14 protein-coding genes are annotated in these 20541 nt (G+C 40.2%); 5 read left to right on the top strand and 9 right to left on the bottom strand.

What is annotated here, in order from left to right; all coding sequences use genetic code 11:
* Positions 1-196: 196 nt before the first annotated feature.
* Positions 197-3910 carry a pyruvate:ferredoxin (flavodoxin) oxidoreductase gene (gene nifJ / locus U2718_RS22090; protein ID WP_341996875.1) on the bottom strand — a complete coding sequence of 1238 codons (3714 nt, stop codon included), beginning with the start codon at positions 3908-3910 and terminating at the stop codon, positions 197-199.
* Positions 3911-4388: 478 nt separating this feature from the next.
* On the opposite strand from nifJ, the gene U2718_RS22085 reads away from it, so the two are divergent.
* Positions 4389-4934: a GrpB family protein gene (locus U2718_RS22085; RefSeq protein WP_341996877.1), complete on the top strand. Its 546-nt coding sequence runs from the start codon at positions 4389-4391 to the stop codon at positions 4932-4934.
* 11 nt (positions 4935-4945) lie between these two features.
* Here U2718_RS22085 and U2718_RS22080 read toward each other — a convergent pair whose 3' ends face one another.
* Positions 4946-5431, bottom strand: a complete 486-nt coding sequence (locus U2718_RS22080) for a DUF29 domain-containing protein (protein WP_411813349.1) — start codon at positions 5429-5431, stop codon at positions 4946-4948.
* A 107-nt stretch (positions 5432-5538) separates the two neighbouring features.
* On the bottom strand, positions 5539-6183 hold the full coding sequence (gene hisG, locus U2718_RS22075) for an ATP phosphoribosyltransferase (protein WP_341996880.1): 645 nt from the start codon (positions 6181-6183) through the stop codon (positions 5539-5541).
* 344 nt (positions 6184-6527) lie between these two features.
* Here hisG and rppA point away from each other — a divergent pair, with 344 nt between their 5' ends.
* Positions 6528-7220 carry a two-component system response regulator RppA gene (gene rppA / locus U2718_RS22070; RefSeq protein ID WP_341996882.1) on the top strand — a complete coding sequence of 231 codons (693 nt, stop codon included), beginning with the start codon at positions 6528-6530 and terminating at the stop codon, positions 7218-7220.
* Positions 7221-7230: 10 nt separating this feature from the next.
* On the opposite strand, the gene U2718_RS22065 is transcribed toward rppA, so the two are convergent.
* The 6 genes from U2718_RS22065 to U2718_RS22040 all read right to left on the bottom strand — a co-directional run bounded on the left by U2718_RS22065 (position 7231) and on the right by U2718_RS22040 (position 15070).
* A complete protein-coding gene (locus U2718_RS22065; RefSeq protein ID WP_341996883.1) occupies positions 7231-8280 on the bottom strand; it encodes a 1-acyl-sn-glycerol-3-phosphate acyltransferase in 1050 nt (349 codons plus the stop codon).
* Between the two features lie 227 nt (positions 8281-8507).
* A complete protein-coding gene (locus U2718_RS22060; RefSeq protein WP_341996885.1) occupies positions 8508-9917 on the bottom strand; it encodes a carotenoid oxygenase family protein in 1410 nt (469 codons plus the stop codon).
* A 175-nt stretch (positions 9918-10092) separates the two neighbouring features.
* Entirely contained in the window at positions 10093-11043 is a 951-nt protein-coding gene (scyC, locus tag U2718_RS22055; RefSeq protein WP_341996887.1) for a scytonemin biosynthesis cyclase/decarboxylase ScyC, read from the bottom strand.
* Positions 11044-11072: 29 nt separating this feature from the next.
* Positions 11073-12140: a Glu/Leu/Phe/Val dehydrogenase dimerization domain-containing protein gene (locus U2718_RS22050; protein ID WP_341996890.1), complete on the bottom strand. Its 1068-nt coding sequence runs from the start codon at positions 12138-12140 to the stop codon at positions 11073-11075.
* A gap of 227 nt (positions 12141-12367) precedes the next feature.
* A complete protein-coding gene (locus U2718_RS22045; RefSeq protein WP_341997226.1) occupies positions 12368-14098 on the bottom strand; it encodes a thiamine pyrophosphate-dependent enzyme in 1731 nt (576 codons plus the stop codon).
* 129 nt (positions 14099-14227) lie between these two features.
* Positions 14228-15070: an iron-containing redox enzyme family protein gene (locus U2718_RS22040; protein WP_341996892.1), complete on the bottom strand. Its 843-nt coding sequence runs from the start codon at positions 15068-15070 to the stop codon at positions 14228-14230.
* Positions 15071-15776: 706 nt separating this feature from the next.
* Between U2718_RS22040 and U2718_RS22035 the strand changes: the two genes are divergently transcribed.
* The 3 genes from U2718_RS22035 to U2718_RS22025 all read left to right on the top strand — a co-directional run bounded on the left by U2718_RS22035 (position 15777) and on the right by U2718_RS22025 (position 20497).
* Entirely contained in the window at positions 15777-16727 is a 951-nt protein-coding gene (locus U2718_RS22035; protein WP_341996894.1) for an ABC transporter ATP-binding protein, read from the top strand.
* Between the two features lie 94 nt (positions 16728-16821).
* Positions 16822-18741, top strand: coding sequence for an ABC transporter permease subunit (locus U2718_RS22030; protein ID WP_341996896.1), 1920 nt, complete (start codon positions 16822-16824; stop codon positions 18739-18741).
* A 61-nt stretch (positions 18742-18802) separates the two neighbouring features.
* On the top strand, positions 18803-20497 hold the full coding sequence (locus U2718_RS22025; RefSeq protein ID WP_341996898.1) for a hypothetical protein: 1695 nt from the start codon (positions 18803-18805) through the stop codon (positions 20495-20497).
* Positions 20498-20541: the final 44 nt, after the last annotated feature.

The raw sequence follows: 20541 nt of genomic DNA, 5'->3' as shown, positions 1-20541 counted from the left end.
TTAAATCCATCTTCTTTTTCCAAAACTGTGAATGGTTAATCTGAAAATAAGGCAGAAGGCAAACGGCAGATGGCAGAAGGAGTAAGATTTTGTTTCTCCTACACCCCTACACCCTTATACCCCTACACCCTCCTTCTATACCCCTACACCCTCCTTCAAGACAGAAGCCAGAATGGCTAATGGCAACTAACAAGCTTTACTGGGATACCAACTGTTTGAGATTGCCTGTACTTTTGGTGTCAGCGCTATGTCCGTTGAGTTTTTCCACCTGCTGCGCTGCCAAATACTGGTACATTGAAAAGCGCACATTCACGTCATGTTGTACTTCCAAAAGTAGCCGCTTCGCTTCTTCTGGGTTGCTCTTGGTGAGCATCTTAAAGCGGTTCTCTAGATACATTGATTGTTCGACTGGAATTTTTGGTGTTCGCGAGTCGAGTTGCAGTGGGTTTTCGCCCAACTTAATGCGATCGGGATTAAACCGATACAACAACCACCGACCTGAATCTACAGCAGCTTTTTGATTTTGCATTGCTGTACTCATGTTGATACCGTGTGCTATACAATGGCTGTAAGCGATAATCAGTGATGGGCCGTCATAAGCTTCTGCTTCAAGAAATGCCTTAAGCGTGTGTTCATCCCGTGCGCCCATTGCAACGCTGGCAACATAGACGTTGCCATAGGTCATTGCCATTAAGCCCAAGTCTTTTTTAGCAGCTGGTTTACCGCCAGCAGCAAATTTTGCTACAGCTGCTTTTGGTGTAGCTTTGGACATTTGTCCGCCAGTGTTAGAATATACCTCAGTGTCAAGAACGAGGATATTTACGTTGCGTCCTGATGCTAAGACGTGATCCAGTCCGCCAAAGCCAATATCATATGCCCAACCATCCCCACCAATCATCCAAACGCTCTTTTTAACTAGGTAATTAGCCAGGGATTTGAGATTTTGGAGTTTGGATTTTTGAGTTTTAAGTTCAATACCTATCTTTGCATCCAGCAGTTCATCTATCCGTCGCTTCAGTAATTCTACTCGCTCGCGTTGTTCCCAAATATCTGCTTCGTCTTTTTGCTGGGCATTGAGGATACTATTTGCTAGTTCTTCACCTACTTCGGTTGCCAATTGTTGGAGTAATTGGGCAGCGATTTCTGCTTGTTTATCCATCGAAATCCGGAATCCTAAGCCAAACTCGGCGTTATCTTCAAATAGGGAATTCGCCCACGCGGGGCCTTTTCCTTCGGCATTTTGCGTCCAGGGAGTTGTCGGTAAGTTACCGCCGTAAATAGAAGAACAGCCAGTGGCGTTGGCAACAATCATGCGATCGCCAAATAACTGGGTAGCTAACTTAATGTACGGTGTCTCGCCACAACCAGCGCAAGCTCCAGAAAATTCAAATAGCGGTTCTTGCATCTGCTGTTGGTTAATATGGTTTAGCTTCAACTGGCGGCGATCAGGATTAGGAATATTTAAAAAGAAATCCCAATTTTCTCGCTCTTGTGTCCGTAATGGCAGTTGCGGTTCCATATTGATTGCCTTGCGGCGAGGTTCTGCTTTATTCTTCGCCGGGCAAACATCTACGCAAATTCCGCATCCTGTACAATCTTCTGCTGCGACTTGAATAGTGAATTTTAAACCCTTCCAATCGTGGTCTTTAGCATCCCTACTCTTGAAAGTAGATGGTGCATTTTCTAACATTCGTGGTTCGTAAACCTTGCTGCGGATGACGCTATGGGGACATACCATCACACACTTACCGCACTGAACGCAGACATCCGGTTCCCAAACAGGTATTTCTTGGGTAATGTTGCGTTTTTCCCATTTCGCCGTGCCAGTCGGATAAGTACCATCTACAGGTAAACTACTGACTGGTAGTTCGTCGCCACACTTAGCAATCATTTTACCCAAGACATCTCGTACAAATGCGGGTGCGGTGTCGGGTACTGCTGGATGCTGTTCGATATTACTATCAACGCGATGCTCGTCTTGGACTTCATAGAGATTGTCGAGCGTCCGATCTACAGCATCCAGGTTCATTTGCACAATTTCGTTGCCTTTCTTGCCATAGGTTTTGCGGATTGATTTCTTAATTTGGGCGATCGCTTCCTCTCGTGGCAATACTCCAGATACGGCAAAGAAACAAACTTGCATGACGGTGTTAATTCGTCCACCCATTCCAGCTTCGCGGGCGACTTTGTAGGCATTAATGACGTAGAACTTCAGTTGCTTTTGAATTATTTGCTCCTGCACTAATCGCGGCAAGCGGTTCCATACTTCCTCGTGGTTGTAGGGGCTATTGAGCAAGAAAGTACCACCGGGAACAATGTGCGCGAGCATATCCAATTGTTCCAAAAATCCCCACTGATGACAGGCAACAAAGTTAGCTTGATTCACCAAATAAGTAGAACGAATCGGTTGGGGGCCAAAGCGCAGGTGAGAAACTGTAATAGAGCCCGATTTTTTTGAGTCGTAGACAAAGTAGCCTTGGGCGTAATTGTTTGTTTCTTCCCCAATAATCTTGATCGAGTTTTTGTTAGCTCCCACAGTACCATCAGAACCCAAGCCGTAAAAAATAGCTCGAACTACGCTGTCTGGTTCGATGTTGAAGTTGGGATCGTAATCTAAGCTGGTGTGGGTAACATCATCATTGATGCCGATGGTGAAATGATTTTTGAGTTCCCTGGCAACAAGATTGTCGAAAATACCTTTAATCATCGCTGGCGTGAATTCTTTAGATGATAAACCGTAACGACCACCAATGATTTGAGGAAGGGGAGAGGGGGAGAGGGGGAGAGTGGGGGAGAGGGAAAAATCCTTCTCCTTGTCTCCTTGTCTCCTTGTCTCCTTGTCCTTTAATTGCCATGCTTCATGCAAGGCAGTGACAACATCCAAATACAGTGGTTCACCTGCTGCCCCTGGTTCTTTAGTGCGATCGAGAACAGCGATCGCTTTTGTTGTTTCTGGTAAGGCGGCGACAAAGCGCTTGCTATCAAAAGGACGATACAACCGCACTTTCACCACACCGACTTTTTCACCTTGGGCATTGAGGTAATCTACTGTTTCATGCACTGCCTCGCAACCGGAACCCATAAGGACAATTACTCGTTCGGCGGTGACATCGCCGTAGTATTCAAAGAGTTTGTACTGCCGCCCTGTCATAGCGGCAAATTCGTCCATGACTTTTTGGGTAATATCTGGGCAAGCTAAATAGTAAGGGTTAACAGTTTCCCTGGCTTGGAAGTAAACATCGGGGTTTTGTGCCGTGCCGCGTAAGACGGGTTGATCAGGAGTGAGGGCGCGCTGCCGATGAGCTAGTACTAACTCATCTGGAATAAAGCTGCGTAAATCTTCTTCAGTTAACAGTTCGAGTTTGTTAATTTCGTGGGAAGTGCGGAAGCCGTCAAAAAAGTGTACAAAAGGCACCCTTGATTCTAAAGTTGCCCGTGTGGAGATTAAAGCAAAATCATGGGCTTCTTGTGGTGAGGCGGCACACAGCATGGCAAAGCCAGTGGTGCGGGTTGCCATCACATCGCTATGATCGCCAAAAATGGAGAGGGCTTGGGCGGCAAGCGATCGCGCGGCTACATGAAAAACCGTAGGTGTTAATTCCCCGGCAATTTTGTACATATTTGGGATCATCAACAATAATCCCTGTGATGCTGTAAATGTGGTTGTCAGCGAGCCAGTTTGCAGAGCACCATGTACCGTACCTGCAACACCACCTTCACTTTGCATTTGCACTACCGTCGGAACATTTCCCCAAATATTGGTTTTGCCTTCACAAGCCCAAGCATCTGCCCACTCAGCCATAGGTGAAGAGGGAGTAATCGGATAAATCGCAATTACTTCGTTGAGTTTGTAGACAACTTGAGCAGCCGCTTCATTACCATCTATAGTTGCAAAAGTTTTAGTTTTCATTTCCTTCAGCCTTTTCACCTGGCGAGAATAAGATTTAAAGGAATTTAACAATGGCTGGAGCTCTTACTAATGACTAATGACGACCTAGTTAACTTTGTTTGTACCGATCTACTTTGAAGGTTAAGAGGAAAAATTGAGGAAGTTGTGAGGAATTAGAGGAGTGTCAGAAATCTTAGTACCCCTTTCAAAGTATCTGGAATCAAGCGGGTGTTGAGTGTATTTTTTTGATGCAGGCTGTAGTGGCATGACACAACTAAAATGATACGGTAGAAACGGCTCGTAGTAGCGCCAAGCAGAACTTGACTACTAAATATATATAGACTTCTTGCAGCAATAACAACCTGAGTTAATTACAACCACAGATGGACACCAATAAATACCGATAAAATCTCTGTGGTTGAGTTGTTTAAAACTAGAATGAGTGCAAAAGGTTTAATGCGCCCTTTTAGCCTTGCCACGCCAGTGGAAATGATTAGCCATGTCAAAGAACGTAAACTTCTTCAGAGTAGAAGTTGTCCCCTACAATCAAAATTGGCAAGAAGTATTTGCAACTGAGTCGAAGCAGATTGCACTTGCATTTAGTGAAAATGTAGTTGCAGTACATCACATTGGCAGCACAGCCATTCCTCAAATTCATGCCAAGCCGATTATTGATATTTTGGTTGAGGTTAAAGATATTACAAAAGTCGATGAACACAATTCTGCAATCGAAGCATTGGGTTATGAAGTGATGGGTGAGTATGGTATACTAGGACGCCGTTATTTCCGCAAGCATAATCAAGCAGGTATAAGAACACACCATATTCACGCATTTGAAGTTGGTTCGGTGCAGATAGAGCGTCACTTAACGTTTCGAGATTATATGATTGCCCATCCCGAAGATGCGCAGAAGTATAGCGATCTCAAGTGCGAACTTGCAAAGAAATATCCTGATAATATTGAGAGCTACATGGATGGAAAAGATGGGTTTATCACACAGATGGATATAAAAGCAGCACAGTGGCGAGCATTGCAAATAGGTTGATTTAGAAGTGTTCAAGCTCCCGAATTGTCTACTAATTCACTCGGCTCACCGGGATAAAAGCGATCATCCATAATCTCGGTTAAGTTGTAGGGACAAGCAAGTGGAAAAGTTTGCTTTGGTAAATCGGTTTCTCCCATTGCTAGGTCTCTAGCATTTTCATATGCTTCTTGCAGTGCATCATCAAGATAAAGTTTGAGGCTTGGGTTGTCTTTTAGCAATCTTAATGTATTGCGGCGCTGTACCCGAAGGGTTGTCAGCCAGCTTCGACTACGATGTTGGGGTTGGTATTCCCATTTCAGCAAATGCCCAATCAACACGCTCAAACGGTTGCGAAGTTCCTGGCGTTGCTGCTTACCCAAAGATTCAATCTCCTCTATCAAGTTTGGCAAATCGATCTGGCTCCACTTTTTGTCACGGAGTAACCTTGCTTGTTCCTGTGTCCAGGCGTAAAAATCGTTCTCGTAGAGGTTTATTGCAGGCATCGTTTTTGTTGCCATCTTTGGGTGAGTCAAGCCACAATGTTTCTATTTTCTATTGTAAAGTGTTCTCTGTAGAGTTCTTGTATAGGCGGGATCTAATAACGTCCCCTCCATACAATACTCTGCTACGCTGCTGCCAAAATCGCCTCTCTAATATTGGCAATCAAATCATTGAGATTATCTGTATTCAACCGATAACTCAGAGGATGGGCAATCAATCGTGCCGTACTTTCATACAGCGTTGCAATTTCCATCAAGCCATTTTCGCGTAACGTCCGCCCTGTAGATACTAAATCAACAATTGCCTCCGACATACCCGTAATTGGCCCTAGTTCAACAGAACCGTATAAAGGTACAATTTCCACGGGTAAATCTAAGCTGTGGAAATATTCACGGGCGCAGTTTACATATTTAGATGCCACTCTACCATGTGCAGGTAAATCCAAAGGCGATCGGTAAGAACTTGATTGCTTAACTGCTACCGACATCCGACAATAACCAAAGCGCAAATCAACTAACTGTGCTATTAGTGGTTTTTTCTCTCGCAGAACGTCATAACCAACTATACCCAGTTGTGCTTGACCGTACTCTACGTATACTGGGACATCCTGCGCCCGCACAAGAAGTCCTTTAGCTATACCATTAGTATCTGTAATTTGCAGTTGTCGATTTCCTGAGTCTAAAAAAGCACTAAAATCCAGTCCCACAGTTTGTAGCAGGCGGATGCTATGTTTGAGAAGTTCCCCTTTTGGCAATGCGACAGTCAGCATATGGCAATTTTAGTTTTCCGATTTTAGATTGTAAATGAAGGGGTTACTTGTTAGGGTCAAATTTGAAAATAGGTGACAGGGAATTGGATTTTCATGCTTGGTTGTAGGATTTTCCTATAAATAGCTGTCCTGAAAATAGGGGCTAGGGACTAGGGGCTAGAGGCTAGAGAAAAGAAATTTTCATTCCCTCGTTATGTGATTTATCACATGGGCGTCTGATTTGAAAATTCAAATCTTAGAATTTAAAGTTACAGCGTATTGCAAGTTAATAAAGTACACAATATAGGTCTAAAAGCCAGGTAAAAAGCCTATTTTACTTCTGAATTCTGAATTCTGCTGTAATTATGAAAATTTTGCTAGTTGATGATGAAACTGAACTTACCGATCCCTTGAGCCGTGTATTAACTCGTGAGGGATACAGTGTGGATGCTGCTTACAATGGAATAGATGGCCGCAAACTAGCACAAACAGGCAATTACGATCTACTAATTTTAGACTGGATGTTGCCTGGCAACACGGGATTGGAGATTTGTCAGGAATTACGCTGCCAAGGTGTTGCAACTCCTGTACTGTTTCTCACTGCTAAAGATACTCTTGACGATCGCGTAGAAGGTTTAGATGCGGGTGCAGATGATTATTTAGTTAAACCTTTTGAGCTGCGGGAGTTACTAGCAAGAGTCCGCGCTTTGTTGCGGCGTTCTAGTTCTCAAGCGCCCATTATACCGACAAGTCGCTTAACGGTGGCTGATTTAGAACTTGATTGTGAAAGTCAAATCGCCTATCGGCAAGGGCGGGCAATTGAACTATCGGAAAAAGAAAGCCAACTGCTGCAATATTTTATGGAAAATACTGGTAAATTGCTTACTCATACTCAAATTATGCAAAATTTGTGGAAAGATAATGAGCAACCCAGTAGTAATGTTATTGCTGCATTAGTGCGCCTATTACGTCGCAAGATAGAGTTTGCTGGAGAAACACAATTGATTCACAGCGTATATGGTAAGGGATATCGCTTTGGTGCTGGTGCAGACTCTTGATGAGAACTGTTTACGCTTTCTTTTCAATATTTTTATTTAATAAATAATTAATTTGACTTTGCATTTTTTCTCGCAATATTTGTGCTTGTTGAAAAGCAAAAGAACGTTTATTCTCGAATTGCTGCTCACAGCTTACTGCTGGTTTCAGTGGTTGAATAAAATAACGCAAATGACTTCTCATTGCCCAAACACCCATAGAAGGAAAGAGAATAAAAAATGGCATCAAAGGTGAGATAGGCAAAAATGGTAAATTAAATAGCTGCTGAAATTTTTGGAGATTAATAGTCCAAGGATGCAAGCTTTCGTTGCCAATGCAAACAACAGGTAAAATCGGAATTTTAAAACGTTGACTTAACTGAATAAAACTGAGATCAAATTTCTCTAATTGATAACGTTTTCGCCAACCTTTACTTGGGCCTCGTAATCCTTCTGGCGCATATAAAACAACTCTATGCTCTTGCACTACAGCAGAAAAATCATCTAACTCTGCCCTCACACCACCTAAAACTTTTGACCACCCAGGTGGTAACCACCAAACCATCCAAGTATGGTCAAATAAAGATACACCAGCCAAAACTTTTACTACCCATCCCCGTTCTTTATTTAATAAATAAGCCAAGCTGAGAAAATCCCACGGAAAAGACATTCCCGCATGATTCATTGCTACTATCATTGGCTCTGTAGATGGCAAGTTTTCAATTTGTAGCAGTTCTCCACGAAAATAATATTCAACTATAGGAGCGATAATTTCTTGTCGAAAAGCTTGTTGATAAGTGGGATCAAATTCAATATTTTTCTGACGTGGTAAACGACATCCAAGACGCAACCAACGAATCAATAGTGCTAAATAAAAACCACCAGGAATTAAAAATAATATATATTCAAGCCAATTCCAACCATCTGGATCTAAATGGTAATGCTGCCAGTGGCGATTGAATAAAATAAGCCAACCCGGAGGATACCACAGACAAAACCAATCAAACCAGCTAAATTTATAACCTTCAATAGATGTTTTTCTAATTGGAGTGCTGAGTAAGCTATCTGAATTTTGATGAACCACAACAAATCAGCATATTCAATAAACAGCAGTGAATATAATATTCTAGCTGAATATTTTTGCAATTACTATCTTTCTCTAGAAATAAAATTTATTATTAAACTACTTTATTTACTTGCTGTCTATATGTTTACTATATACCATTCAAAAATACTTACAAAGAAATATAACTCAAGAATGGCTAACAGCCAACAGCTATTAGCCACTAAATTTTTTGTTTATGAATTATATTAGATTGCTACTGATTTTAGATTTGTCTGCTCAATCCAGGTGCCGTGAAACCCATAAGGAACTCGTTGGGGAAGGATAATGCGAGCGACAGGTTCAACCACAATTTCCTTAGCATTTAATATAAGCAGTTCAGAAATTTTTGCTACTTCATCGTAAACAAAGGTGAGTAACCAACCGTCATCCTCACCTCCCTGGGAAATATGGGGAGTACGAGGTACAAACACCCCCTCCCCCCCATAACGCCCTTGCCCTAATTCGTGAATTTGAGAGCTATTAGTAGCAAAATCATACTTAATTAAGCCATCGAACAAGGGTACGGAATTGGGTGTCAGGCGGGAAGTGTAGCCATATCTAGTGTTACGCCCCAAGTATTGCTCGTTTACCCGTGGAAATTCTGAAGGGATATCATCTAAAGGTTCTTCAATTACCGCACCCGTTTTGAGATTGAATCTCCACTTATGCAAAAAGGCAAGATCGCTGTGAATTTCTTGCGCTCTGCCTGCAAGACCAAGCATAGTAGTACTTGGCATTCGACAGGCAATGAGTACTACTTCGTCTCCATCTTCGTAGGCATTGAGAGTATGAGCAATATAACATGCAGGTGCTTCAAACCAACGGATACTGCTATTATCTCTGTGACGCGGCAGAATACCAAAACGACTGGGAATGTCTTTTTCAAACAGTAAAGGTGGTTTTCCCTGTTGGGCGCGTTCTAAACGGAATGTTAGGGGCAAGTTCATAAATATTGTGTAGTGGGCGGTGATGGCAAAATCGTGCATCATCACTCCTACTGGTAAGTCTATTGGCACTGTTCGCAACAGCTTGCCCTCATGTGAGACAACGCTATATTGCAGGTAAGGTAAATCTACCCAAGAGTAGCCAAAAAACATCATCTCGCCAGTTGCAAAATCAACTTTGGGATGAGCTGTGAAAGCACTTTTCAAATCACCGCCATAGGTATAAGGACTGACTGTTTTTAACTCAGATACTTCAATTTGATAAGGTTCTCCCCCTTCCCAAAGAGCTAACAAGCGATCGCCATGCCAGACAACAGCTGTATTTGCAGTGTTAACCGGAGGAGAAGGATTTCCCTGTTGAGGTGGCGCTAAAAAACCTGACGACATTGCACGCCCTGCTGCTTTTTCACTTTTCCATCCTTCTGTTTGTATATAGCGGTTGCAATATTTGGCTTTGCCATTACTAATCTCAACACCGTGTAGCATTCCGTGTCCATCAAACCAGTGATACCAAGCTTGAGATGGAAATAGGGGATTAGGGCCGTTACGAATCAACATTCCGTTAAGATCGGGAGGTATTTCCCCAATTACTTGGAGATTATCTACTGTTAATTCCAGATCTACTGGAGCAAAGTTGCCTTCTAAATAAGGATTTCCTGCTAATACCACCATAAATTGATACACCTTCAATTCTCTTAATTTTTCTGTTCATGCCTTGTCTGCCAAGAAATAAATTTCTTGGCTGAAAGCTAAAGTCTACTAAAGTAGACTGGATAGGGTTTTTAGTCCGTTTTAACAGACTTGAGCTATAAGAGAGGAATTTTAGTTCCAGGCGTTTGGCATTGTCTCAAGCAACTGCTGGAATATAGCTCATGCCACGAGCAAAGGTTTCAAAATTACCAGCTTTAGCTTCGAGTAATCGTTTGATATTCATATTTTCAGCCCCATAATCCTCCATTTGGAGTTTGCCGTGGCGGTTAGTTTTACCAACCTTCCAGAATGCGATTCGGTGCAGAATAAACCCACGGGCAGAAGGATCATTGAAAGCACGTGAACAGGGAATAAGTAAAGTTGGGCAGCGCTGGAGAAATTGGTAGTCAGGATAAAAGTAATCTTGTTCAATTAGGTAATAATCATTCAGAGTATGAGTTCGGAATGTGATTTTGACTGTTTGGTTATATTCATCCAAAAAATTACCTGATTGGTGAGTAATTTCACCATGCGCTCGCAGCATATGCGACCAATTTTCAATGTTCCTTATATCTGCTAAATATTCGAGTGCTAATTCGATAGGAGCATCAATATAAATTGTGTCACTATCAACGGTATATTCTCCTTGGGCTGCTTCTTTAATACCTTCATTACGCTCTAAAATAGCTTTGAGAGAGCGACTTTCACAGATATGTACTGTTCTAATTCCTTCCATAATCATAGGAGTCCGTCGCTTTGGATCTACAAAGCTAATCCAATGGAAGTAAACTCCTTTTTCTTTTGATTCAGGCTCTATGTAATTTGTAGGAAAAAGAAGAACGGGATACCAGTGGAAGTAATTATCAGGAGTAAATCCACAGTACCATTCAATACCCATAAATAGAGAGTTTTCTATCTTTTGGAGATGATAATAGAAATTACTTTGATAGCCAGCACAAGTTCCAATCCAAGTATTATCATCTACTTTCTCTAACATTCGACAATTAATTGTCCACTCGTCTAAAGTTTCCAATCGGCACAAGAAGTTAAAAGCTGTTTTTGGTGAATTAGCAATATAGGCAGATGTAGCAAACGTATTACTTTCCATTTGTTAATACCTTTCAGTTCTAATGGTTTCTAAGCTATTAATAACTGTTGCTGTATTTTTTGTTGTTTTTGCTTTTTAATTCGTTCTTCTGCTAATAATTTAGACGCAGTATATGTAGTAATTTCTTCACGCTCTGCCTTATCAAAAATCTCTAAAACAGTATCATAAATCTTACGAACGTGGCTTAGGGCTTTCTCATCATCATTACCTATCATTTCGTTATACACATTAATTAAACCACCAGCATTAATTACATAATCTGGGCAATAAAGAATCTTTCTCGATTTAATAAGCTGGCTGTGTAACTCTTCATTTTCTAGTTGATTGTTGGCAGCACCAGCAATGATAGAAGCTCTAATTTGAAGAATACTTGAGCTATTTAAAATTCCGCCTAAGGCACAGGGAGAAAAAACATCAACATCCAAAGAATGAATATGCTGATGTTCTACAATTGTCGCCTCATAAAGGTCTGCGATTTCTTCAGCTTTGTCTCGAATTAAATCGCTGACAAAAAGTTTTACGCCATTTGCATAAAGAATTTTGCAAAGATTCTTGCCAACATTACCTATTCCTTGAACTGCTATTTTTAGCCCGTCGAGATTTTTTCTTTGCCAACGAAAATCTGCTGCTGCTTTGATTGCTAAGACAACACCGATCGCTGTTGCTAATGTTGCCCCTCCTCCTAATTCCTTAATCCCTACAACATAATTAGTTTCTTTGTTGATTGTCCGCACATCTTCCGGTGACAAATTTACATCTTGGCCTGTAACAAAGCGTCCATTCAAACTTTCAACAAATCGTCCATAAGATTTGAGCAAGGCATCGGTTTTTTCTTCAGGATTAGCAATAATAACTGCCTTTGCACCTCCCACAGGAATATTGGCACAAGCTGCTTTATATGTCATACCGCGACTGAGACGCAGAACATCTCGCAATGCATCTTCCTCACTGTTATAAGGGAAAAGACGAGTTGCGCCCATAGCTAATCCCAAACTTGTATCATGAAGGGCAATAATTGCTCTCAAATTTGTTTCGCGATCATGACAAAAGAGAATTTGCTCGTGATTGGTTGCTCTCAAACTTTCAAAAACTTTCATAGTTTCTCCATTGTTTTTGGGGATTGGTGATTGGGTAGAGATGCGATTAATCGCGTCTCTACAATTCTTGTCCTTTTCCTAATCTCTAAATCCCTATTTATTCCTTCTGCCCTTCCGATACCCTGCGGGAACGCCCCCGGCGTACGGGTAGTCCCCCTCTCCCCCTCTCCCACTCCTCTTCCTTCTGCCATCTGCCTTCTAATTACCGAGCCAAAATCCAAAAATGGTTACTGTATCAAGGGGAATGAAAAGTGTTTGTTTGGACTATTTACAACTCCTTGGGCAAGTAAACCTTGATTACGTCCACGAGATGGTGCTTGCCGAGTTGGATCTATAGTTACATCAACAACAAACGGGATAGATGTTGCCAAGGCTTTCTCCAATGCCATCCGAATGTCAGATTCCTTTTCAACGCGAATACCATCAGCTCCAATGCCGCGAGCAATCATAACAAAATCTGTTTGGGGAATAGTTGCATCTGCACCCTCAAGTTTTAGCATTGCCATTCCCTGAGCACACATGTTGTAGCGTGCATCATTGAGGACAATCCAGACGGCAGGAATTTTGTATTTCACGGCAGTGCTGATTTCATTGTTCATCAACATTGCCCCATCCCCAACAATGGCGATCGCTTTTCCGTTTCTAGCTTTAGCAGCACCAACAACACCTGTAACAGCATGTCCCATCGCTCCTACTCCAGTGCTGACTCGATAACGGTTGGGTTGAGTAAATCGCAGCAAGTGAGTTGCCCAAGTAAATGAATTACCTGATTCTGCCATGATGATCGCATCACTGTTCTCGATCAACACCTGCTGAATTTCTTGCATCAAGATTTCAGGGCGCACTAGTTCACTGATACTGGGTTGAATTATCTGATGTTCAGGATAAGGGAAGACAGTTTTCTTTGATTGTTGAGATTTCTCTGGCAAGTATTGCAACATTGACTGCACAAAAGTTCTGACATCAGACACGACAGAAAAAGTTGGTACGGATGGATAGGCAATCCCTATAACATCTGGATCGATATCAACGTGAATAAATCCTGCCTGAGGAATCATTTGGCTACTCCAAAAAGAAGTAGCTTCTCCAAGGCGAGTTCCCAAAACCAATATGTGTGAAGGAGATTGGTTCTGCATATAAGTGAATACTGAGCCATGCCCGCCCAAACCTGTAACACCCACGAACTGAGGATGTTCTTCAGGAAAAATTCCTTTGCCACGAGGCGAACATATCACTGCGGCTCCTGTTTTTTCTGCCAGTTGACGAATTTCTTTAGCGGCGCTTCTAGCACCAAAACCAACCCAGATGGCAAAGTTACCTTCAGATAGCAAATCTATGCATTTGGTAATTGTTTCTTTGCTAGGAATAGGTAGCCATAGAGATAAATCTGGTTGAGGTAAAGATTGATTTACCAAACTTGACTGAATATCTGTAGGAATACTTAAATGGGCAACGAAGCCGTTGGGTTTTGTTAAGCCAAGGGCAATGCTGCGAGCAGTTTGTGGAAGCTGTTCGGCGCACTCTAGAGTAGTCGCGTAATGGAACAATGCCCCTGATTTCAAAATTCCGCCACTAAGTATTGTCTGCTCGTTAGTTTCCTGGATAGCACACCTGCCGCGCTGTGATGCTGAACTAGAAGCAGATAGTAAAATTACCTTGGCTCCCTCACCACGGGCTGCCATTATACCAGTTAAGGCGTTGGTTATACCCGGCCCTGTTGTGCTGAAGACAACGACAGGGCGATCGCTAGCTAAAGATGCTTCAACTGCTGCAAAAGCGGCTCCGGCTTCGTGGCGAAAGTGAAGAACTTGGATCTGGCTATTTGATAGCGAACCCCAAAGCTTTGCCATTGCTCCGCCAGAAACACCAAAGGCGTATTTGACTCCAAAATCTTCCAGCATTTTGACAATAGCCTCAGCAACGGAAAGCGATGGAGATAGCTGGATGTCTGCGTTCATGTGATTATTTAGGCGATCTTCCTTGAGATCCGCTAACTCTACTGTCGATGTGTGACAAGATAGTGCTTGTAAAAGCAAGTTTGATGAATTGCTATTTTCACTCATTTTCCTTTTCAGGTAAATCTGTTCTTAATTGAAAGCTCTTGCAAGAATACCCAGGTATAATGAGTGAACAACATTAATATTTTCTTTGATTACACTCACAATTTCATCACTATCAACAAAAAAGTTAAGTAGCTCGATATCATGCCCAGCATGACTTAAATCGATCACATAGTGATTGTATAAAAATGTTTGGGCTTCTCTAGCGATTCCTACTTCACTTAAAAGCTGAAGTTGATAAGCAATATGTTTGGCAAACAAAAATTCCATGTAGGATGAGTACCCTAAGAATCCAAGAAAATTACTTTGATTTAGTAACTGTGATTGTGTAAAAATCAAGTTTTTAGATTCATCAAAAATATCAGTAATTGAATTGAAATGTTGAACCCCTAATTGTTGTAAGTCTCTTAGAGCTAAAATTTCATGTCCTATCTCTTCGTCTGATTCGGACTCCATCGCCCGGAAAAATTTACTTCCCTCTTTGAGTTTATGTTCAGGTAATGATTGGATATATAGACCTATACGCTCATGAAATATCACTTGAAATTCTGGGGTATGGCTACTACAGTACCAAGCTTGAATTAGATAACGAATGTAACCATCGCGGCTGATTTTACCTTGTTTCTTTCTCTCAGATAAGAGTTCATCTATTTCTTGCATTTTTAGAATCATGCAATTTATAACTTTCTGAGCTATAGGAGTAACTTGGTTTTTTTCAGCCTCCATTAGTTTGGCTTTTTGCTTAACTAGTACTTCCAAGGAAATTTTATTTATTTTTTTACTTTGTAAGGCTAGTTTATTTGCTATTTCTTCATTAGTTGAGTTGATTGCACGAGAAATATCTAGCAATTCCAATTTTGTTGAACTCATTTTTGTATACTCATAGTTGTGTTGATTGCAAGTAAACAAATAGGATTGACGCTAGCTTGTAGCGATATCAAAAAATATTATCTAGCGTGTCCTCATCTGTGCTTGTTTTTTTATATCCACAAACAAGGGTTGTAGTTTCTCTATCGAATAATGGCTTGTCTGTTGTCAATTAAACAACCATGAGCCTACGTAATTTGTGCTGCTGTTACTGGCTGGTAAATACGTATAAACACTGTTAATTTTAAGATGAGCAAACGTATTTTAAAAACAGTAAACACGCTATGTATGAGAAGTAGCACAAAGGAAATGATGAACTTGCCACCTAATTCTTATGATGTTTGGTTTGATACATTCTTAAATAACTGGTAAAAAATTAGTTAATTTTCTGTTAACTGCTGTCCAGTTTTTAGAAGAGTTAAAATTAATCAACAACTGATAAGTATACATTGTCTATAAAGCACTACAAAACATCCTTTTTGGACAACTTATACTCCTGATTTTGTACCATACTCTGTCGTTGGGCAAAGCCCAACGACAGAGAGCCACAGTTCTGTTGTTCTCGTTTCTCGATATTAGGTTCAACCTGGTAACGAGAGTTTTTGCGCTACTGTTTTCTCAAAGCCAGTTACATTTTCCGAAACGAACCTGACAAATGCTGCTGTAAAAGGCTAGCTTATTTGTTAATCACAAGCCGTCCTCAGCAGCTATGATCAAAGAATTAGCAATTCGCACCAGTGGACTGATTAAGCAATTTGACAGACACATTGCCGTTAATAATGTTGATTTAGAAATTTATTCAGGTGAAGTATACGGGTTAATTGGCCCCAATGGTGCAGGAAAGACGACTCTCATCCGGATGTTGGCAGCAGCAGAAGAACCAACTACGGGTGAGATTTATATTAATGGCGATCGCTTACTGCGCGATCGCAGCAACCTTAATCTCAAGCGTCGTCTTGGTTACTTACCTGACGACTATCCGCTGTATGAGGAACTCACGGTTTGGGATTACCTAGATTATTTTGCTCGTTTGTATCGATTGCGAGAACCGCGCCGCACCCGACGCCTGCATGAAGTTTTAGAGCTAATACAGCTAAGTAATAAACGCAACAGTTTAATTTCTACCTTATCGCGGGGCATGAAACAACGCCTGAGTTTAGCGCGAACAATCATCCATGAACCGATTTTACTGCTGTTAGATGAGCCAGTTTCGGGACTTGATCCGATCGCCAGGATGCAATTTCGAGAAATCATCAAAGTATTGCAGGAAGCAGGGATGACGATATTGATTTCCTCCCACGTTCTAAGTGATTTAGCAGAATTATGTACTTCTGTAGGAATTATGGAACTCGGTTATTTGGTAGAAAGTGCCTCGCTACAACAACTCTACCAACGTCTTGCTCGCCAACAAATCATCATCTCGACTCTAGGAAAACAAGAGGAATTGTTGGGGGAATTGAAAAATAATCCTTTAGTACAAGAGTGGGAGGTGATGACAGCAAAAAACAGCATCCGAGTGAATTTTTCTGGGAAACAGGAAGACTGTGCAGATTTATTGCGATCGCTCATCCAAGCTGACATTCCCATTACTGAATTTCACTGCACTCAAGAAGATTTGGAAACAATTTTCCTCAAATTAGGTCACAAACAAGCATCATAAGTTTATGGTCATTAGTCATTAGTTGTTCTCCCCTTGTCACCGCGTCACCGCGTCACCTACTTCCTCCACTTCTTATCTTCGGAGAAATTTATATATGATGCTCAATTTTATTAACAGAATTGGCGATTTAAATCCGCAATTAATGAGAGAAATTAAAGGTCGCCTAAAAGTTTTTCCTATTATTATTACATTTGTTTCATCGCTGTTCGGGCAGTTAATACTTTTTTTATATCAATTACGTGAACTACCCGGAAATAGATACTCTATGTCTGGCACCTACTGTCTTAAAGGTGTAACTTACAGACAACAACTGAACCAACTTTACCCACAAATTAATCAATTACAACAGCAAATATCTTTATTTAGTAAGGCAAAGAATGCAGTAAAAGTTCAGGAACTCACACAACAATTAGAACAACTAAGGGCAGAAGAACGTAGTATCCAGAATGTTTTATATAGTAGTAATCAATTCTGTCCCTTAGACCAAATTGACATACAACTTTGGTGGCGAGACCATTGGGAATATATATTTTTATCACTCAGTGTCATTTTTATCTTCACATTATTGGTTGCAGGTACTTATTTATTAATCAATAACTTAGCTCAAGAAGAAAACCGAGGTACATTAAATTTCCTACGTCTTAGTCCTCAATCAGAAATAAGTATTTTAACTGGCAAGATATTGGGAGTGCCGATTTTAATTAATCTTGCTGTTGGAGTTGCCATTCCTTTACATATTTGGGCAGGACATTCCGCTAATATAGCCCTTAGTCATATTTTTAGCTTTTATGTTGTTTTAGCTGCTAGTTGTGTTTTCTTCTATAGCGCTGCACTTTTATTTGGCTTTTTTAGTCGTTTCTTCAGCGGCTTTCAGCCTTGGTTAGGTAGTGGTATAGTTTTAGTTTTCTTGACTATTACAATACAAATAGCTACGAGTGGCCCATACTTGGATAATGCAGCTGCTTGGTTAAAACTTTTAAGTCCTTTTGACATAACTGGTTATCTATTCCCAAATCTATTTCATAGGTATAAATGGGAAATACTAGAACAAGTTCAATTCTTTTATCTTCCTGTTGGTAAAAATCTAGTTAGTTTACTTGGCTTGCAATTATTGAATTATGGTTTGTGGACTTACTGGATTTGGCAAGGGTTAAAGCGTCGCTTCCGCAATCCAAATGCTTCAATGCTAAGTAAAGGTCAAAGTTATCTACTAGTAGCTTATTCGCAAGTAATTCTTTGGGGATTTACCCTACAATACGTCAGGAATTATTGCTCATCTGGTAGCCCTTACACATCATCATTATCTTCTTCTTGCTATTACGATATTAATTATCGAATTGGACAAAATTTTCCTTTACTAGTGTTCTTTAATTTGATACTTTTGTTTAGTTTAATTGCAGTTATTTCTCCTCATCGCCTAGCAATACAAGATTGGGCAAGATATAGGCATCAGAATATTTCCAAACACAAGAGATTTTGGCATAATTTACTGTTAAAAGATTTGCTCTGGTCTGAAAAAAGCCCAGCAGTAATTACAATGGCAATAAATCTAATGATGATTACCACTCCACTCATCATTTGGATATTAATCGCACCTATTTTAAATGCTCATCACTCCAATAGCTTAAATTGGCTGAATGAAATTGGGCAATTTAAAGCTATTTTAGGTGTGGCTTTGTTTATTACTTTGATGATGATTTATGCGACTTTAGCACAAAGGATGCTTCTACTAAAAACTTCTAAGCGTTATTTTTGGGCGATCGCTATTGTTGGGGCAGTCATATTTTTACCAATGATATCTCTGGGAATGTTGGGTATTCAACCTCGTGAAGCTCCTATTTTATGGTTGGTTTCCACTTTTCCTTGGAATGCTTTAGAATATACTACAATTCCAACAATTTTTATTGCTCTTTTAGGTGAATTTAGTCTTTTGATATTGTTAAATTTTCAATTAATACGCCAAGTTAGATTAGCGGGTGAATCAGCTACGAAAGCATTGTTGATAGAAAGTTAGATTGATAAATCTTCAGGTGCGTTTTTTGCTAACGCGCCTTAACTTTATTGGAGAGTTTACAATGATAAAAAATCTTTTAGATAAAATTGGAGACTGGAATCCCCAGTTTTTAAGGGAAATAAAAGGGCGTCTACAAAAACGCAACATCATACTGGCAATCTCTGTCTCTTTGCTGGGGCAATTTCTGCTATTTATGTATTTCCAAGTTCAACTAACAACGAATGATGTCAGTGTTACAAGTTTCACCAATCAATATTGCACGGGAAAGATTTTGTATGGGCTTCCGCAATGCTCGTTAGATGAGTTTGGTAATTTAGTTATAAATTGGCAGTTATGGTGGTTAGATTTATTTACACTGCTTAGTATGATGGGCTGCTTTTCCCTCTTAGTAGCAGGGATTTATCTGCTAATTAATAATTTAGCAACAGAAGAACGTCGTGACACGCTAAATTTTATTCGCCTTAGTCCTCAGTCGCCCCAAACTATTTTAGTAGGAAAAATATTAGGAGTTCCAATCTTAGTCTATATTACATTAGTCCTAGCAATTCCTTTGCATTTGTGGTCAGGATTAGCGGCAGGTATTCCGTTAGGATTGATTTTTTGTTTTTACGCTGTGATGTTTACAGCTTGTGTTTTTTACTATAGTGCTGCACTATTATTTGGCTTAGTTGGTTCTTGGTTAGGTGGTTTTCAAGCTTGGTTGGGTAGCGGAGTAGTTCTTGGTTTCCTTCTTTTTACTAAACAATGGTTATCTTATACTCCTGTAGATTACCCCTTAGTTTGGCTGAGATTTTTTAACCCATATTTTCTAATTCCACATTTGTTACTCAATTCTGTCTCTAAATCGGTTGACTCATGGGAAACATTTCGTTGGTTTGCTCTTCCCATAGGAGTTAGTTTTATCGCTAAAGTTGGCTTAACGATTTTAAATTATACGGTTTTAACAAGTTTCGCGTGGCAAGCTTTACAGCGTTGTTTTTCCCATCCTAATGCCACGATGCTAAGTAAGAAGCAAAGCTATTTGCTAACGTCTTACTTTACATTCGTAACTATAGGATGTGCAAGCTGGCAATCATCAGTTTTAGTTAAAGCTTCTGATCATGTAATGATTAGAGAAAATCTCTCATCTCTTTTATTTTTGCATTTTTGGTTATTCCTATATTTAATTGCTGCTATTAGTCCTCATCGCCAATCCCTAATAGATTGGGCGCGTTATCAGCAATTTTGTGGTTATAAGAGTTTCTGGAATAGTCAGACAATCAAAGATTTAATTTGGGAAGAAAAAAGTCCAGTATGGGTAGCAATCGCCTTAAATGCAATGATTAGTATTGTTTCTCTAAGTTTCTTGGTTGTCTTAACACAAGATGACAATAATAATAAAATGAATGGTATTTATGCTCTCGCTTTAGCTGGTAGTCTAGCTATGATTTATGCAGCATTGACCCAACTAGCTTTATTCATGAAAACTCAGAATCGAATATTTTGGACTGTCGCTATTATTGGGACTGTAATTGTACTACCAGTAATTATTTTAGCCTTATTATTAAATAACCCAAACCATGTCACTTTTGTGTGGCTTTTTTCAGTTGTTGCACCGCTTGTTGTCTTGTATCCTACTGGAAGTTCATTATCTTCAATCATAGTCTTCTTTGCGATTCTTATTCAAGGAATCATATTAGGAGGCTTAATTTTTCAGTTACAGCGAAAATTACAAAAAGCAGGAGAATCTGCTACAAAAGCACTACTTAGTCATTAGTCATTAGTAAAAATAAATTACAAATGACTGATGACAAAGGACAA

Source organism: Chlorogloeopsis sp. ULAP02 (genome assembly GCF_038404745.2).
Taxonomy (GTDB): Bacteria; Cyanobacteriota; Cyanobacteriia; order Cyanobacteriales; family Nostocaceae; genus Chlorogloeopsis.
The sequence above is the reverse complement of the archived record's forward strand: the minus strand, read 5'-3'. Positions and strand labels throughout refer to the sequence as shown.

Bases quoted from the DNA above. Each gene is read 5' to 3' on its own strand.
- rppA (WP_341996882.1), top strand. From the start codon at position 6,528: ATGAAAATTTTGCTAGTTGATGATGAAACTGAACTTACCGATCCCTTG.
- scyC (WP_341996887.1), bottom strand. From the start codon at position 11,043: ATGGAAAGTAATACGTTTGCTACATCTGCCTATATTGCTAATTCACCA.
- hisG (WP_341996880.1), bottom strand. From the start codon at position 6,183: ATGCTGACTGTCGCATTGCCAAAAGGGGAACTTCTCAAACATAGCATC.
- U2718_RS22050 (WP_341996890.1), bottom strand. From the start codon at position 12,140: ATGAAAGTTTTTGAAAGTTTGAGAGCAACCAATCACGAGCAAATTCTC.
- U2718_RS22080 (WP_411813349.1), bottom strand. From the start codon at position 5,431: ATGGCAACAAAAACGATGCCTGCAATAAACCTCTACGAGAACGATTTT.
- U2718_RS22030 (WP_341996896.1), top strand. From the start codon at position 16,822: ATGATGCTCAATTTTATTAACAGAATTGGCGATTTAAATCCGCAATTA.
- U2718_RS22060 (WP_341996885.1), bottom strand. From the start codon at position 9,917: ATGGTGGTATTAGCAGGAAATCCTTATTTAGAAGGCAACTTTGCTCCA.
- U2718_RS22045 (WP_341997226.1), bottom strand. From the start codon at position 14,098: ATGAACGCAGACATCCAGCTATCTCCATCGCTTTCCGTTGCTGAGGCT.
- U2718_RS22040 (WP_341996892.1), bottom strand. From the start codon at position 15,070: ATGAGTTCAACAAAATTGGAATTGCTAGATATTTCTCGTGCAATCAAC.
- U2718_RS22085 (WP_341996877.1), top strand. From the start codon at position 4,389: ATGTCAAAGAACGTAAACTTCTTCAGAGTAGAAGTTGTCCCCTACAAT.
- nifJ (WP_341996875.1), bottom strand. From the start codon at position 3,910: ATGAAAACTAAAACTTTTGCAACTATAGATGGTAATGAAGCGGCTGCT.
- U2718_RS22025 (WP_341996898.1), top strand. From the start codon at position 18,803: ATGATAAAAAATCTTTTAGATAAAATTGGAGACTGGAATCCCCAGTTT.
- U2718_RS22035 (WP_341996894.1), top strand. From the start codon at position 15,777: ATGATCAAAGAATTAGCAATTCGCACCAGTGGACTGATTAAGCAATTT.